This is a genomic window from Streptomyces sp. NPDC034103 (assembly GCF_055575395.1).
Genome location: NZ_JBVISS010000011.1, coordinates 152,224 through 167,263, shown reverse-complemented (window position 1 = coordinate 167,263; position 15,040 = coordinate 152,224). Strand labels below are relative to the sequence as shown.

At 71.3% G+C, this 15,040-nt stretch carries 17 protein-coding genes; 10 read left to right on the top strand and 7 right to left on the bottom strand.

Annotated elements, in window-relative coordinates; translation table 11 throughout:
* Positions 1–76 precede the first annotated feature (76 nt).
* Positions 77–2,485: an MMPL family transporter gene (locus ACZ56U_RS25275; protein ID WP_469086428.1), complete on the top strand. Its 2,409-nt coding sequence runs from the start codon at positions 77–79 to the stop codon at positions 2,483–2,485.
* 7 nt (positions 2,486–2,492) lie between these two features.
* Here the strand turns inward: ACZ56U_RS25275 and ACZ56U_RS25270 are convergent, their stop codons facing one another.
* Both ACZ56U_RS25270 and ACZ56U_RS25265 read right to left on the bottom strand, forming a co-directional pair.
* Positions 2,493–3,335 (bottom strand): TetR family transcriptional regulator, encoded by an 843-nt coding sequence (locus tag ACZ56U_RS25270; protein WP_469086268.1) that lies wholly within the window; start codon positions 3,333–3,335, stop codon positions 2,493–2,495.
* 25 nt (positions 3,336–3,360) lie between these two features.
* Positions 3,361–3,771 carry a VOC family protein gene (locus ACZ56U_RS25265; protein ID WP_469086267.1) on the bottom strand — a complete coding sequence of 137 codons (411 nt, stop codon included), beginning with the start codon at positions 3,769–3,771 and terminating at the stop codon, positions 3,361–3,363.
* A 131-nt stretch (positions 3,772–3,902) separates the two neighbouring features.
* On the opposite strand from ACZ56U_RS25265, the gene ACZ56U_RS25260 reads away from it, so the two are divergent.
* Positions 3,903–4,337, top strand: coding sequence for a hypothetical protein (locus ACZ56U_RS25260; RefSeq protein ID WP_469086266.1), 435 nt, complete (start codon positions 3,903–3,905; stop codon positions 4,335–4,337).
* 52 nt (positions 4,338–4,389) lie between these two features.
* Complete coding sequence (locus tag ACZ56U_RS25255) at positions 4,390–4,782, top strand: hypothetical protein (protein ID WP_469086265.1); 393 nt, start codon at positions 4,390–4,392, stop codon at positions 4,780–4,782.
* A 146-nt stretch (positions 4,783–4,928) separates the two neighbouring features.
* Here ACZ56U_RS25255 and ACZ56U_RS25250 read toward each other — a convergent pair whose 3' ends face one another.
* The 5 genes from ACZ56U_RS25250 to ACZ56U_RS25230 all read right to left on the bottom strand — a co-directional run bounded on the left by ACZ56U_RS25250 (position 4,929) and on the right by ACZ56U_RS25230 (position 9,056).
* Positions 4,929–5,708: a succinate dehydrogenase iron-sulfur subunit gene (locus ACZ56U_RS25250; RefSeq protein ID WP_469086264.1), complete on the bottom strand. Its 780-nt coding sequence runs from the start codon at positions 5,706–5,708 to the stop codon at positions 4,929–4,931.
* A complete protein-coding gene (gene sdhA / locus ACZ56U_RS25245; RefSeq protein ID WP_469086263.1) occupies positions 5,708–7,462 on the bottom strand; it encodes a succinate dehydrogenase flavoprotein subunit in 1,755 nt (584 codons plus the stop codon). Before sdhA ends, ACZ56U_RS25250 begins: the two co-directional genes overlap by 1 nt.
* Positions 7,463–7,485: 23 nt before the next feature.
* Positions 7,486–7,968, bottom strand: coding sequence for a succinate dehydrogenase hydrophobic membrane anchor subunit (locus tag ACZ56U_RS25240; RefSeq protein WP_469086262.1), 483 nt, complete (start codon positions 7,966–7,968; stop codon positions 7,486–7,488).
* A gap of 5 nt (positions 7,969–7,973) precedes the next feature.
* Positions 7,974–8,354 (bottom strand): succinate dehydrogenase, cytochrome b556 subunit, encoded by a 381-nt coding sequence (gene sdhC / locus ACZ56U_RS25235; protein WP_266888806.1) that lies wholly within the window; start codon positions 8,352–8,354, stop codon positions 7,974–7,976.
* A gap of 153 nt (positions 8,355–8,507) precedes the next feature.
* A complete protein-coding gene (locus ACZ56U_RS25230; RefSeq protein WP_469086261.1) occupies positions 8,508–9,056 on the bottom strand; it encodes a 2-oxo-4-hydroxy-4-carboxy-5-ureidoimidazoline decarboxylase in 549 nt (182 codons plus the stop codon).
* Positions 9,057–9,211: 155 nt separating this feature from the next.
* Here ACZ56U_RS25230 and ACZ56U_RS25225 point away from each other — a divergent pair, with 155 nt between their 5' ends.
* The 7 genes from ACZ56U_RS25225 (at position 9,212) to ACZ56U_RS25195 (ending at position 15,036) form a co-directional block, all read left to right on the top strand.
* On the top strand, positions 9,212–10,882 hold the full coding sequence (locus ACZ56U_RS25225; protein WP_469086260.1) for a beta-N-acetylhexosaminidase: 1,671 nt from the start codon (positions 9,212–9,214) through the stop codon (positions 10,880–10,882).
* Between the two features lie 113 nt (positions 10,883–10,995).
* Positions 10,996–11,679, top strand: a complete 684-nt coding sequence (locus tag ACZ56U_RS25220) for a DUF4328 domain-containing protein (RefSeq protein WP_469086259.1) — start codon at positions 10,996–10,998, stop codon at positions 11,677–11,679.
* Positions 11,680–11,780: 101 nt separating this feature from the next.
* Positions 11,781–12,284 (top strand): hypothetical protein, encoded by a 504-nt coding sequence (locus tag ACZ56U_RS25215; RefSeq protein WP_469086258.1) that lies wholly within the window; start codon positions 11,781–11,783, stop codon positions 12,282–12,284.
* Positions 12,285–12,400: 116 nt separating this feature from the next.
* Complete coding sequence (locus ACZ56U_RS25210; RefSeq protein ID WP_469086257.1) at positions 12,401–12,949, top strand: hypothetical protein; 549 nt, start codon at positions 12,401–12,403, stop codon at positions 12,947–12,949.
* A 225-nt stretch (positions 12,950–13,174) separates the two neighbouring features.
* Complete coding sequence (locus ACZ56U_RS25205; protein ID WP_469086427.1) at positions 13,175–13,534, top strand: hypothetical protein; 360 nt, start codon at positions 13,175–13,177, stop codon at positions 13,532–13,534.
* A gap of 268 nt (positions 13,535–13,802) precedes the next feature.
* A complete protein-coding gene (locus tag ACZ56U_RS25200) occupies positions 13,803–14,240 on the top strand; it encodes a hypothetical protein (protein ID WP_469086256.1) in 438 nt (145 codons plus the stop codon).
* Between the two features lie 178 nt (positions 14,241–14,418).
* Positions 14,419–15,036, top strand: a complete 618-nt coding sequence (locus ACZ56U_RS25195; protein ID WP_469086255.1) for an RNA polymerase sigma factor — start codon at positions 14,419–14,421, stop codon at positions 15,034–15,036.
* The last annotated feature ends 4 nt before the right edge of the window (positions 15,037–15,040 follow it).

Sequence of the window (15,040 nt, the reverse complement as noted above, 5' to 3'; positions counted from 1 at the left end):
GCCGGAGCCAATCCTGGTGCCCAGGACCTGGGGGACCAACCGACGACCGACTGGGGAGTGTTGTTTCGTGGCGGCATTGGCACGGTGGTGCTATCGACACCGGCTGGTGGTCCTGTTCTTGTGGCTGGGGGCCGTTTTCGGTCTGGGCTTCGCGGGTTCGTCCGCGGGCACGGACTACGCGAACGAGTTCTCCCTCCCGGACACGGACTCCAAGCGCGCGTACGACCTGATGGAGAAGGCCTTCCCGCAGAGCGCGGGCGACACCGACACCGTGGTGTGGAAGGTCGACGAGGGTTCTGTACGGGACGAGTCCGTACGGTCCCGGATCGAACCCGCGCTCAAGGAGATCGGCGCGATGAAGGGGGTCGGCGAGGTCACCGACCCCTACGCGGCGGGCGGCGCGGCGCAGATCAGTGAGAACGGCCGGATCGCCTACGCCCAGGTGACCTTCGTCGAGCAGGCCAACGCCGTACCCAAGGAACTCGTCGAGGACGTCGTCGACACCGCCCAGGCGGCCGAACGTGACGGGCTCCAGGTCGAGTTGGGCGGGCAGGCGATCACCCGCACCCAGGAGCCGCCGACCGGGATCGCCGAGATGGTCGGCATCGTCGCCGCGGCGATCGTGCTCTTCCTGGCCTTCGGCTCGCTCTTCGCGATGCTGCTGCCCCTCGTGGTCGCCATCGCCGCCCTCGGCACCGGACTGATGGCGACCTCGCTGCTCAGCCACGTCACCGACGTCCCCGAAGTGGCGCCGCTGCTCGGCTCGTTGATCGGCCTCGGCGTCGGCATCGACTACGCCCTGTTCATCGTGACCCGGCACCGGCGGGGCATCCTGCGCGGCATGAAGCCCGAGGACTCGGCGGTCACCGCTCTCAACACCTCGGGCCGCGCCGTGCTGTTCGCGGGCGGCACGGTGTGCATCGCGCTCGCCGGCATGCTGGTGATGAACATGCGCTTCCTGGACGGCGTGGTCATCGCGACCTCGCTGACCGTGGTGCTGAGCGTGCTGGCCGCGGTCACCCTGTTGCCCGCCCTCCTCGGCCTGCTCGGCATGCGCGTCCTCAGCCGCCGCCAGCGGCGCCGGCTCGCAGCGACGGGACCGGAGCCGGAGCACACGAGCGGCCTCGCCGCGCGCTGGTCGCGCTTCGTCGAGAAGCGCCCGCGCGCGATCGCCGGACTCGCCCTCGTGGCCATGCTGTTCCTGGCGCTGCCCGTGCTGTCGATCCGGCTCGGCGCCACCGACCAGGGCAACCACCAGGAGTCGACGACCACCCGGCAGGCCTACGACCTGCTCGCCGAGGGCTTCGGCCCCGGCTTCAACGGCCCGCTCCAGGTGGTCGTCTCCGAGGGCGACGCCCAGAGGCTCGTGTCGGGCATCAAGGCCACCGAGGGCGTGGCGCAGGTGGCCGCCGTACCGCCCGCGAACGGTGTCACGCTCATCCAGGTCGTCCCGACGACCTCACCGCAGTCGGAGAAGACCGACCAGCTCATCGACCGGCTGCGTGACGAGGTGATCCCGGCCTCCGGCGCCGAGGCCCATGTCGGCGGTGTCACGGCCGTCTTCAAGGACTTCGCGTCCGTGACCGGCGAGCGGCTGCCGTACTTCGTCGCGGCGATCATCACGCTCGGCTTCCTGCTCCTGCTGGTCGCCTTCCGCTCGCTGGTGGTCCCGCTGACCGCGGCCCTGATGAACCTGATCGCCGCGGCCGCGTCCTTCGGTGTCCTGGTGGCGGTCTTCCAGTGGGGCTGGGGCACGGAGCTCATCGGCATCGGCAAGGAGGGCCCGATCACCGCGTTCCTGCCGGTCATCATGCTCTCCCTGCTCTTCGGCCTCTCGATGGACTACCAGGTCTTCCTGGTGAGCCGGATGCACGAGGAGTGGGTGCACACCAAGGACAACGCGCGCGCGGTCCGGGTGGGTCTCGCGGAGACCAGCAGGGTCATCAACTGCGCGGCCCTGATCATGATCTGCGTGTTCTCGGCGTTCGTCCTCAGCGGTGACATGGAGGGCGCGATGGCGGGCATCGGCCTCGCCGCCGCGGTCGCCCTGGACGCGTTCATCCTGCGCACGGCGCTGGTGCCGGCCGCGATGCACCTGCTCGGCACGTCCAACTGGTGGCTGCCGGAGGGGCTGGAGAAGCGGCTGCCGCATCTCGCGGTGGAGCCGAAGGAGGACGCCCTCGCACCGGCCGCCGAGGCCACGGACGGCCCCGCCTCGGCCGTCCACGGGTTCGTCCGGGACACCGACGGCGGGCCGGTCGGGGGTGCCGCGGTGACGCTGCTGTCCAAGGGCGGCCGCCAGCTGGACCGGGTGGTGACCCTGGCGGACGGCTCGTACATCGTCTCGGTCCCGGCACCGGGCACCTATCTCCTGGCGGCCTCGGCGTCCTCCTACGCCACGCGCGCGGGGCACGTCGTCGTCGGCGAGGGCCCGCTGGTGTACGACGTGGAGCTGGCCGAGGGGGAGCTGGACGCGGTGAACTGAGAGGGATCTAGGGGGTGCTGTCGGGGTCCGGCCCAGGTTTCCTGCCGGGGTCCGGCAGCATCTTCGTCATCCCCGGCAGGAAGTCCGTGAACAGCTCGTGCACCTCGCGGACGAGGGGCCTGAGCACCCGGAACCGGGCGAGCGCGACACCGCGCGCGGTGAGCCTGGCCCCGCGTGCGGCGAGCCGGTAGCTGCGCTCGCGCTCCTCGGTCCGGTCGAAGATCCAGTACAGCACGAGCCCCATCTGGGAGAGCCACATCAGCTCGGGCAGCACGTCCCGCAGCTCCTCCGGCACCTTGGTCCTGGCGCCGGCCAGCACCTCGCGGTGGACGCTGATCGCCTCCACGCGCGCGTGCTCCGCCTCGGGCGAGAAGGGGCTGAGCGGACTGTCCGGGTCGGCGGCGTTCTTGAAGAACTGCACCGCGAACTCGTGGTACGGCGTGGCGATGTCCAGCCACGCCCGCAGCACCCCCGCGAGCCGCGCCTCCAGGTCGGTCTCCCGCGCCAGGACCTCGCGGACCGCCACCTGGTGCTCGGCGGCGATCCGGTCGTAGAAGCCCTGGATCAGGTGCTCCTTGCCCTCGAAGTAGTAGTACGCGTTCCCGACCGAGACCCCGGCCTCCTTGGCGATGGCCCGCATGGTCGTCTTGTCGTAGCCACGCTCCCGGAACAGCCGCATGGCCGTCTCCAGGATCAGGGCACGGGTCTGTTCGGACTTGCTGGGCGAGCCGCCGTGGTCCTTGCCGGGCGTACCGCCGTGGTCCTTGCCGGGCGTACCGCCCTGGTCCTTGCCGGGCGAGCCGCCCTCTTCTTTGCCGGGCGTACCGCCCTCTTCGTTCTTCGCGGGCACGGAACGAGAGCCTAACGGGCCGCCTCTAGGGGCGACGCCCCAGCTCCGGGCGCTTGGCGTAGTCCGTGAGGCCGAGGACGTTGCCCCAGGGGTCGGCGATCTCGACGGTCCAGCCGGTGGCCACGGAGAAGGGCTCGTCCAGCAGCGCGATCCCCGCGCCACGCAGTTCCCGTGCCGCCACGCGCGCGTCCGGCACCTCCAGCCACACGCGCGGGGAGGGCCACGGCGGCGGACGGTGCCCGAACCCCTCCTCCTGCCGGAGCAGGATCCCCGGTGTCTCGCCCCCGACCTTCAGCAGCGCGATGCCCGCCTCGTCGAGCCGGAACGCCACCACGAACCCGGCGCGCTCGTAGAAACCGACGGCCTCACCGAGGTCGCCCACGGGCAACAGGACGTTGTCGAAACCGAGCAGTTCGTACGACTGTTCATTTGACATGCCATCAGATTAGGTGCGGGGGCGGTGGTTGCCCCAGAGGCCGACGACGGGGTCACTCATTGGGCCGAGAAGCGGCCGCCCGCCTCGGTACGCTGAGCCGTCGTCAGTGCCGTGAGGCCAAGGGGGCGGGAATGGTGGTGGAGGCAGAGACCTTCCTCGACGAAGTGCGGTCGGCCTTCGCGGACGTCGCCGCGAGACTCGGTCTCGACGGTCCGGGCGAGGGGGACCGGGACCGGCACCTCGCCGTCGCGACCTACACGGGTTCCGGGGTGCGCTACCGGGTCGTCCTCGGGTTGTGGGACGGGGACGTCGAGACACACGTCTGCCGTGCGACCGGGGCGACCGAGTGCAAGGTCGGCATCGGGAGGCTGGCGCTCGCCGCGGGCCTGGCCGAGGGGCGTGTCCCGTTCGGCGCCCGCGGTCTCCGGCAACTGCGCAAGTCGCTCGCCGCACAGGCGCGTTACGTCGAACTCGTGCACCCGCTGGTCTCCGGCGCCCCGGAGCCGGCCGTCGCGCTGATGCGGGCCGCGGGAGCCCGGGAGTGGAGCCGGCCCGCCCTGCGGTGACGGTGGGCCGGGGCCGGGGCCGTTGTCAGTGGCGGCCCGTACTGTCGACGGCATGGGAATCGTGACGTTCGTCGACGAGACGACCAGTGGGAGCCGTAGCGCCGGCTGGGGCCTGGAGATCGCCGAGGAACGGCTCAGCGTCCGGGAGTTGATCCGGCGCCGGGTCTTCCAGGAGGTCGCCGAGTACAACGCCGCCACGCCCGAGGTCTTCCAGGGTCTGGTCCAGCCCGAGGACACCGAGCGCGTCCGGAACGGCTACGCCCTGCGCACGCCCCGCCGCATAGACCCCGAGAAGCAGACCGCGCTGGCGCTCAGGGCCTTCGCGGGCAACGGCTTCCTGGTGCTCGTCGGCGACCGCCAGGTCACCGAGCTCGACGAGGAGGTCGAGCTGACCCTCGGCACCGAGGTCACCTTCCTGAAGCTCGTCGCGCTGGTGGGGGGATGACACCGGAGACGCCCGGTGACGTCCGGCGCCTCTGGGGGACCTGATCCGGCAGCGGTCCGCCGAGGGGGAGCCGGGGAACGCGGGAGGGCCCCGCCCCCGGCGCGAACCGGGAAGCGGGGCCCTCACCGCCGTAGCGGGAAACGACCTCAGAAGCGGCGCGTGATCAGCGCCTTCTTCACCTCGGCGATCGCCTTCGTCACCTCGATGCCGCGCGGGCAGGCGTCCGTGCAGTTGAAGGTGGTGCGGCAACGCCACACACCGTCACGGTCGTTGAGGATCTCCAGGCGCTGCTCCCCGGCCTCGTCACGCGAGTCGAAGATGAAGCGGTGGGCGTTGACGATGGCGGCCGGACCGAAGTACTGGCCGTCGTTCCAGAAGACCGGGCAGGACGACGTGCACGCCGCGCAGAGGATGCACTTCGTGGTGTCGTCGAAGCGCTCGCGGTCCTCCGCGGTCTGCAGACGCTCACGCGTGGGCTCGTTCGTGTCCTTCGTGATGAGGAAGGGCATGACGTCCCGGTACGCCTGGAAGAACGGCTCCATGTCGACGACCAGGTCCTTCAGGACCGTCAGGCCCTTGATGGGCTCGACCGTGATCGGCTTCTCGGGGTTGATGTCCTTGATCAGCGTCTTGCAGGCCAGACGGTTCTTGCCGTTGATCCGCATGGCGTCCGAGCCGCAGATGCCGTGCGCGCAGGAGCGGCGGAACGTCAGCGAGCCGTCCAGGTCCCACTTGATCTTGTGGAGGGCGTCGAGGACGCGCTCCTTCGGGTCGATCTCCAGCTGGAAGTCTTCCCAGACCGCTTCCGCCGAGACCTCGGAGTTGAAGCGGCGCACGCGGACGGTGATCGCGATGTACGGGGAGTCGGCGAAGCCGGGCTCGGGCTCGCCGGCCGCGTCCTTCTTGTCCAGAACAGGGGTTGCCATCAGTACTTACGCTCCATCGGCTGGTAGCGGGTCTGGACGACCGGCTTGTAGTCGAGACGGATGGACTCGGTGCCGTCGTCGCCGACCTCGCGGTACGCCATGGTGTGGCGCATGAAGTTGATGTCGTCGCGGTTCGGGTAGTCCTCGCGGTAGTGACCGCCGCGGGACTCCTTGCGGGCCAGCGCGGAGACCGCCATGACCTCGGCGAGGTCCAGCAGGTTGCCGAGCTCGATCGCCTCCAGCAGGTCCGTGTTGAAGCGACGGCCCTTGTCCTGGATCGCGACGTTCTTGTAGCGCTCGCGCAGCTCCGCGATCTTCTCGACCGCCGTCTTGATCGTCTGCTCGGTGCGGAACACCATGACGTTGGCGTCCATGGTCTCCTGCAGCTCCCTGCGGAGCGTCGCCACCCGCTCGGTGCCGGTGGAGGAGCGCAGCCGCTCGACCTGCTCGGCCACGAACTGCGCCGGGTTCTCCGGCAGCTCGACGTAGTCGGCGGTGTGGCTGTACTCGGCGGCGGCGATGCCCGCCCGGCGGCCGAACACGTTGATGTCCAGCAGGGAGTTCGTGCCCAGGCGGTTGGCGCCGTGCACCGAGACGCAGGCGACCTCGCCGGCCGCGTACAGGCCCGGGACGACCGTGGTGTTGTCCGCCAGGACCTCACCCTCGACGTTGGTCGGGATGCCGCCCATGGCGTAGTGCGCGGTGGGCTGGATCGGGATCGGGTCCGTGTACGGCTCGATACCGAGGTAGGTCCGCGCGAACTCGGTGATGTCCGGGAGCTTGGCGTCCAGCTGCTCCGGCGGGAGGTGGGTGAGGTCGAGGTAGACGTGGTCGCCCTCGGGACCGCAGCCGCGGCCCTCACGGATCTCCGTGTAGATGGAGCGGGACACCACGTCACGGGAGGCGAGGTCCTTCATGACCGGCGCGTACTTCTCCATGAAGCGCTCGCCGTCCTTGTTGCGCAGGATGCCGCCCTCACCGCGGGCGCCCTCCGTCAGCAGGATGCCCATGCGCCAGATGCCGGTCGGGTGGAACTGGAAGAATTCCATGTCCTCCAGCGGCAGCCCGCGACGGTAGACCGCGGCTTGGCCGTCACCGGTCAGGGTGTGCGCGTTCGACGTCACCTTGAAGAACTTGCCGGTGCCGCCGGAGGCGTAGATCACGGCCTTCGCCTGGAAGACGTGGATCTCGCCGGTGGCCAGCTCGTACGCCACGACACCGGCGGACTTCTTGACGCCGTCGACCTCGGTGATCAGCTGGTCCAGGACGTAGAACTCGTTGAAGAACTCCACGCCCTCTTTGACGCAGTTCTGGTACAGCGTCTGGAGGATCATGTGGCCGGTGCGGTCCGCGGCGTAGCAGGACCGGCGGACCGGGGCCTCGCCGTGGTTGCGGGAGTGACCGCCGAAGCGGCGCTGGTCGATCGTCCCGTCGGGCGTCCGGTTGAACGGCAGGCCCATCTTCTCCAGGTCGAGGACGGCGTCGATGGCCTCCTTCGCCAGGATCTCGGCGGCGTCCTGGTCGACCAGGTAGTCACCGCCCTTGACCGTGTCGAAGGTGTGCCACTCCCAGTTGTCCTCCTCCACGTTGGCCAGCGCGGCGGCCATGCCGCCCTGCGCGGCGCCCGTGTGGGACCGGGTGGGGTAGAGCTTCGTCAGCACGGCGGTACGGCTGCGCTTCGTCGCCTCGATGGCGGCGCGCATGCCGGCGCCGCCCGCGCCGACGATGACGGTGTCGTACTTGTGGATCTTCATCAGGAAATTCCTCAGCCCCGTGCCTAGCGGATGTTCGGGTCGAAGGTGAAGATCACCAGCGTGCCCAGCAGGATGGTGAACACCGAGGCGGTGTAGAGCAGGCCCTTGAGCCACAGCCGGGTGTTCGCGCGCTCCGCGTAGTCGTTGATGATCACGCGCAGGCCGTTGGTGCCGTGCAGCATCGCGAGCCACAGCATCAGCAGGTCCCAGACCTGCCAGAACGGCGACGCCCAGCGGCCGGCCACGAAGGCGAAGCCGATCTTGGAGACGCCGCCGTCGAGCACCAGCTGGATCAGCAGGTGGCCGAGGACCAGGACGACCAGCACGATGCCGGACAGGCGCATGAACAGCCACGCGGCCATCTCGAAGTTGCCGCGGGTGGACCGCGGGGTCTTCTTGGTGCGCTGGCGCGGGGCCTCGATGAGGGGGGCCGGGTTGTCGACGTCGTAGAGGGACTCGCCCTCGACGGGGCCGATACCGGACGCGGACTTCTCAGTGATGGACATACGCGTCAGCTCCCGAACAGTTCACGAGCGGCGTGGCCGAGGACGGGGTAGATCGCCCCGATCATCAGCACGACCCACAGGCCGACGACCGACCAGAGCATCTGCTTCTGGTAGCGCGGCCCCTTCGACCAGAAGTCGACGGCGATGACGCGCAGGCCGTTGAGCGCGTGGAACAGGATGGCGGCGACGAGGCCGTACTCCAGGCACGCGACGAGGGGGGTCTTGTAAGTGGCTACGACCCTGTCGTAGTCCTCGGGGGAGACACGGACGAGAGCGGTGTCCAGCACGTGAACGAACAGGAAGAAGAAGATGAGGACGCCGGTGACTCGATGAGCCACCCAGGACCACATTCCTTCCCGGCCGCGGTACAGCGTTCCAGCCGGCACGGAAGTCCCTCCGGGAGCGGGGATTGGGGCCGCCGGCTTGTGCTGTCGGCCTGGCCCGGCCGGGTACGGTCCACCGGCCCCCAGCATCGTAGCGACGTGTTGTCGGGATGCTGACAGCGGCCCAACCGATGTGATCAAAGTTGCACGGACGGGCTACTGGGGCACGTGGTTCCGTTGTCTGAGGGCATTGACCAGACGTCCCTTCGCCAGGCGCCGCAATTCGTCGGCCGCCAGCACCCGCTCCTCCTCCGGATCGTTTGTCAATCGTGACCGGATTCCGGCCAGGACGTGGTCCAGGGACTCGGTCGGCGGCAGCCCGTCGAGACAGATGACGAACGCGTGCCCGAACTTCGCCTCGTACGCGGCATGTGCGGCGTCCAGTGCCATATGGGCGGCTTCGTACGTCCCGTCCGGCAGGCTCGGCAGGGTCTCACCCGCCAGGGCCTCCGCCAGATCCCCCGGCGACAGGTCGTACGCGGCCTCGTCCGACGCCGCGAGTAGGGACTCCAGATCCGGGTACGGGCGGTGTTCTGCCACCCGACGGGACCAGCGGAGGCTGCGCAGGCAGCCGAGAAGGAGGCTGTGGGCCTCGTCCGGGGACGCGGAGTTGAAGGCGTCCAGCAGGCTGGGCGACGGTGAGGAGCGGATCTGCTCGGGCAGAGCCGGTATGGCCACTCGGCCAGGAAGGTGTGTGGGCGTCACGTGTGTTTCGGCAGGGGAAGCTGTGAGAGGGGTCGCGTCACGTTACCGAGACCGGGCGAGACGTGTCCGACGGATAACCGAATTTCACTCGAACGGCAGAGTTTCGGAACGTCTGGTGGACCCATTCGGCCATCCCTCATGCCTAGGTTGGAAACGTGAGCCAGCACAGGCGCCGCCCGTCGGCGCGCGAGGCACGGCAGCTGCGGACCCGGGTGGTCGTCGGCGCGGCGGTGGCCGTGACCGTCGGCGCGGGCGTGGGGCTCGGGCTGTGGGCCTCGGGGTACGGCGACGACAGCGGTCCGGCGGGGTCGGCGGCCCAGCGGCCGTCCGGCGACGCCGCGCGGAGCACGACCGGCGCGGCGCGCACCCCGAGCCCGACACCGTCGCCCACCCGCTCCTACCCTCTGTCGAAGACCCCGCGCACGATCCCGGCCGTCGGCGCGCACAAGCCGGAGCGCGGCCCCGGCTGGCGTCCGCGCGGCGGGCAGCGGGTCGTGGTGAACGACGCGGCGCTGGCCGACGAGGGCCGGCTGGTCGCCGGTGAGCTGGGACTGACGTACGCCGGCGAGAAGGCGGACGTCAGGGACGGCGACCTGCGGCTGGCGCTCGACGACGGCCAGGGGGGCGGCCCGGAGGCGTACACCATGACCGTGCGCGCGGGCCGGGTGGAGATCAGGGGGTCCGCCGACGCGGGGGTCTTCTACGGGACCCGCACCCTCAAGCAGGAGGTGCACGGCGGCGGCACCGCGCCGGAGGGCGTCGTACGGGACGGGCCGGCCAAGGCGGTGCGCGGGTTCTCCCTGGACATCGCGCGCAAGAACTTCACCGCGGGCTGGATCGAGGACCGGGTGCGCGAGCTCGGGGACCTGAAGTTCAACCAGCTCCAGCTGCACTTCTCCGACGACCAGGGCTGGCGGATCGCGTCCGACTCGCACCCCGAGATCGTCTCCCCGCAGCACCTCACCAAGGCCCAGGTCAGGTCCATCGTCCGGCTCGCCGCCCAGCGGCACATCGCCGTCGTGCCCGAGATCGACTCCCCGGGGCATCTGGGCGCCGTGCTCGCCGCGCACCCGGAGCTGCAGCTGCGCAACGCCTCCGGGGCCGCCGTCACCGGGGCCATCGACATCTCCAAGGCCGGGTCCGCCCAGCTCGTCGACGATCTGCTGAACGAGTACGCCGCTCTCTTCCCCGGCAAGCGCTGGCACCTGGGCGGCGACGAGTACCGGGCGCTGACGGTGAACGACCCGGAGGCCTCGTATCCGCAGCTGGCGGCCGCCGCGCGGGAGGCGTTCGGCGCCGGCGGGACCGTCGCGGACCTCACCACCGACTGGCTCAACGACCGCGCCGCCACCGTCCGCGCCCACGACAGGACCCCGCTCGCCTGGAACGACGGCTTCTTCCGCGGCACGTCCGTGCAGCCGGACAAGGACATCCAGGTCGCCTACTGGACCGGCAAGGAGATCGGGGCCCGCCAGCCCGAGGAGTACCTGAGCGCGGGCCGCCAGCTGATCAACTTCAACGACCAGTTCCTCTACTACGTCCTCGGCCAGCCCAACCAGTTCGTCTATCCCACGGGACAGCGGATCTACGAGCAGTGGACCCCGCGGGTGGTGCGGGGCACCCAGGCGGTCGACGCCGGGTACGACGACCAGATCCAGGGCGGCTACTTCGCTGTCTGGGGCGACTTCCCGAACGCGCAGACCCAGGACCAGGTCGCGGCCGGCGTCCGGCTGCCGCTGCGGGCCGTGGTCCAGAAGCTGTGGGACGCGGACCGGCCGCCGCTGTCCTGGGCCGGCTTCAAGGCGCTGGCGGACCGGCTGGACTGAGCCGGAAGTGGACGTACGGCGCTGGTGAACCGTATGTTCCGCTAGCCGCGCGTGAGGTTCTGGGGAGAGCCGGGTGTGGCTTTCCATGTCACGACCCAGGGGACGTCCTCACCATGCCCGACACCAGCCATGACCACTTCATCGCGCCGGCCGCCTGGCTGCGGTCGCCGATCGGGCTCGGGCGGGCCGCCGTCGCGGGACTCGGCGCGGTGATCGCCACCGACCTGTTCGCCGTCTGGGCGGACGTCGTCCTGTACGACGTGTCGGGCGACCTCGCGAGCGGCGCACAGCTCGGTGAGCGCGCCGAGCGCGCGGACCGGCTCTACTCGATCGCCGGCACCGTCCAGACGGTCGCGCTGCTCACCACCGCCGTGCTGTTCCTGTGCTGGTTCCACCGGGTACGCGTCAACGCCGAGGTGTTCCAGCCCCTCGGGCACACCAAGAAGCGGGGCTGGGCGATCGGCGGCTGGTTCGTGCCGATCGTGAACCTCTGGTTCCCGCGCCGCATCACGCTGGACATCTGGGACGCCAGCAGCCCCTGGGGCGCCCGGCGCTCGCACGGCCTGGTCAACACCTGGTGGACGTTCTGGGTCCTCTCGCTGCTCTCCGGCCGGGCCGCCTCCACCGCGAACCGCAAGGCCGACTCCGCCGAGGAGATGCACGAGGCGGTGACGCAGATGCTGTTCTCCGACGTCGTCGACGTCGCGGCCGCGGCTCTCGCCATCGCCGTGGTGCTGCGGCTGACGCGGATGCAGCACATGAAGGCCCTCCAGGGACCCGTCCCCGTGCCCGCCTGAGGCACCGGATACCCCGGATTGTCCGATACGGCTGCGAACTGCCGTACGGCTGTGGTGTATTCGGGCCCGAGCCGCAGCCAAGACGCCGGGGGGAACCGGAAATGGGCTACTGGGGGTATTTCGTCGTGGGCCGCAGCACGCGGGCGCTCGGGGAACTGGAGGCGCTCGCGGGGGCCGGGGAACTGAGCCCGCGGGCTCGGACGGCCGAGGGCTGGCAGGTGTGGGAGCACCCGGGCGCGCAGGGGGACGTCGGGTCCATGAACGCGCTGGCCCGGGAGACCGGGGCGCCCGCGCTGTTCGGGTACGTGATGGACAGCGACTGCGTGGTCGTGGAGGCGGCTGGGCCGGAGAGCGGGGCGTGGACGACCTGTCTGGCGCGGGCCGCGATGGCCACGTACCTCGGCGCCGACCAAGAGGGCCTCACGCTGGAGGACTACTTCCTGGAGCCGGGGGACGCCGCCGAGCGGGCCGTCGCCTGGGCCGAGGAGGCCGGGCACGCCGTCGAGGCCGAGCGGCTGCTGGAGGTGCTGACCGCGGAGGCCGATCCGTTGGCCGAAAACCTGTTCTTCCGACTGCTCGACCGGCTCGCCGTCGTGCCCCTGTGACACTCCGGCGCCGTCGCACGCAGTAAGGGGAAGTGCGGGCTCCGTTAGGGAAGTCCGCAGGCAAAGGGGTCCCGCGGCGCCGACACGTTCCGGACGGGACTGTCGAGGAGGCGTGGATGAGTCTGGTGGAGCTGATCGCTCAGGCGGACGAGCGCGGACTGGCCGCCAGCGGGTTGGCTTGTTTGGACCGGTGCGTGCCGCTGCTCGGCGGCGACGACGAGCTGCTGCGGCCCCTGTGGGCGAGCCTCGCCGACACCGGCGACTGGGCCGCGGGCCTGGAGGCCGCGCGCGACAGGCTCGGCGCCGGTCAGGGCACCGCCGAGGACGAGGCCGCCGTCCTCGCCCGCCGGATGCTCGACGCCGCGCCCGGCGCACCGGACGCCGCCGAGGTACGGCTCTGGGCGGACGCCTGTTCCGTCGCCTCGCTCCAGATCCACCGCATCCTCGACCCCGCCGTGGACGACGACTCCGTGGACTCCCGCCGCGAGGGCCGCACCGACGGCATGCCGCCGCTGGCCGCCGCCGAACTGCGCCGCCAGATCACCGTCCTGGAGGTCCTCGCCGGCCATGGCACGGCCGGGCTGCGTCGCGCCCTGGAGGTGTCCGTGGAAGGTCGGCGCGTGCTGCGGGCGGTGGTGTCCCGGCGCGCTCGCGGACGCGGCTGAACCGGGCGGCTGCACCGGGCGGGGGGCTACGACGACGGCAAGGGGCCGCGCCTCACGGGGCCGCGCGCCTGAGAGGGTCCTGTGACCGCCGTGGGGTGGAGCCGGGTCGGTTCTGCGACGGTCCGGCGAGGGGGGCCGGAACCGGGTGACGATCGGCCCTCCCCAAGCGCTCTTGAGGACGTGACGACACAGCACGCACAGCACGAGACCAGGCCCTCGGCGGCGATGAAGCCGGTGCGATGGGCGGCGGACGCGGTGGCGACCATGCGGGAGGGAGCGCGGGTACGGCTGGACTACTCGGCGCAGAGCCTGTGGCGCGTCGACCGGATGATCGACGACCTGCGGCGCGAGGAGCCCCCGTACGACGCCGTCGCGGCGGTGCTGCGCGGGTTCGGCGCGTACGCCGGTGAGGTGATCGTCCGTCAGGCCGGCGCCGAGTGGTGGGCGAGCGGGGGCGAGCACTGGATACGGACGCCCGACGGCCGGCTGTGGGACCCGATCGAGGAGGCGCGCCGGGGCTTCGCCGGGCACGGGTCGCTGCGGCTGCTGTGCCGGGACGCGGCGGGCGGCGCCGTGCGCGGGTGAGACGGCGCCGCGCGCGGGTGAGACGGCGCCGCGCGCGGGTGAGACGGCCGGGGCCCGTGCAGCGGGCGGGGCTTGTGAAGGGGCCGGGGCTCGTGCGGCGGGCGGGGCTTGTGAAGGGGCCGGGGCTCGTGCGGCGGGCGGGGTCGAAAGGCTGCACGCGGTCTGTGAGGCGTCTGTGTGGGCATCGCCACGCCCGTGACCCGTGATGTTCCCGGGGCGGCATCCGCTGGGACAGCGGGGAGTGCAAGCCGGACGAAGGGGTGGGGCCATGGGGAAGCAGATCGGGCGCGTGCCGTGCGCGAGCGGGATGCGGGCGGAGGCGGCCGCGTTCGTCGCCCGGGTCGGCGCGCGCGGCAGGCTGCCGCTGGACTACTCCGTGGCCAGCCTGCGGGTCGTCGACTTCCTCGTCGACGGCCTGCGCAAGGGCGGCGCCGACCGCGACCGGGTGCACGGGCCGCTGCTGGGGCTGGGCGCCTACGTCGGTGAGGTGCTGGTGCGCCGGGCGGGCGCGGGGTGGGTCGACCTGGACGAGACGCAGCGCGCGTACTTCGGCCAGCCGGTCGGCGTCCGGATGCCCGACGGCCGGGTCTGGAACCCGCTCGGCAAGGTCCTCAACCGCTTCGAGTCGGGCGGCCCCGAGGAGTCCCTGCGGACCTTCTACCTGACCCTGCACGGCCGGACCCGCGGAAGGAGCGCTGCCTGCTGACGAACGGCCGCGCGGCCGTCCGCGCCGCCGCGCCCACGGTCGTCCCCCCCGGCGGCGCGTGTGACGCAGTGACAGATCTGCGGCGTCCGGCGCTGTTGAGCGTGGGGGAGAACCCGCCAGAGCGCTCGCGCCGAAAAGGTGTGCGAGCGCCACGCAACCGTACGGACGAGGACAGTTCTTGGGTCGAGGAGGGGAACCCCGCCGCGTGCAGGCCTACGACGGGGAGCTGGGCGCGGCCGTCGCGCGGGCCCAGGAGGGGGACGAGGGCGCCTTCGCGGTGGCGTACCGGATCGTGCAGCCCGGCCTGCTCGGCTATCTCCGCGGGATCGTCGGCGACGACGCCGAGGACGTGGCCTCCGACGCCTGGCTGGAGATCGCCCGCGACCTCGGCCGGTTCAAGGGCGACGGGGCGGGCTTTCGGGGCTGGAGCGCGACCATCGCCCGGCACCGGGCGCTGGACCACCTGCGGCGGCAGAAGGTGCGGCCCCGGTCGGCGACGCTCGAACAGGACATGTTCGACCTGCCGGGCCCGCAGAGCACCCACGACCAGGCACTGGAGTCCATCTCCACCGAGTACGCGCTCGAACTGGTCCGAAGGCTGCCCCGGGACCAGGCCGAGGCGGTGCTGCTGCGGGTGGTCGTCGGCCTCGACGGTCCGGCCGCCGCGCGCGTCCTCGGCAAGCGGCCGGGGGCGGTGCGCACCGCCGCGTACCGGGGGCTGAGGCGCCTCGCGCAGCAGCTGGGCGACGAGAGTGTGACGGATGACGACCCCCGCACGCTGGGGGAGTCGACATGAACGA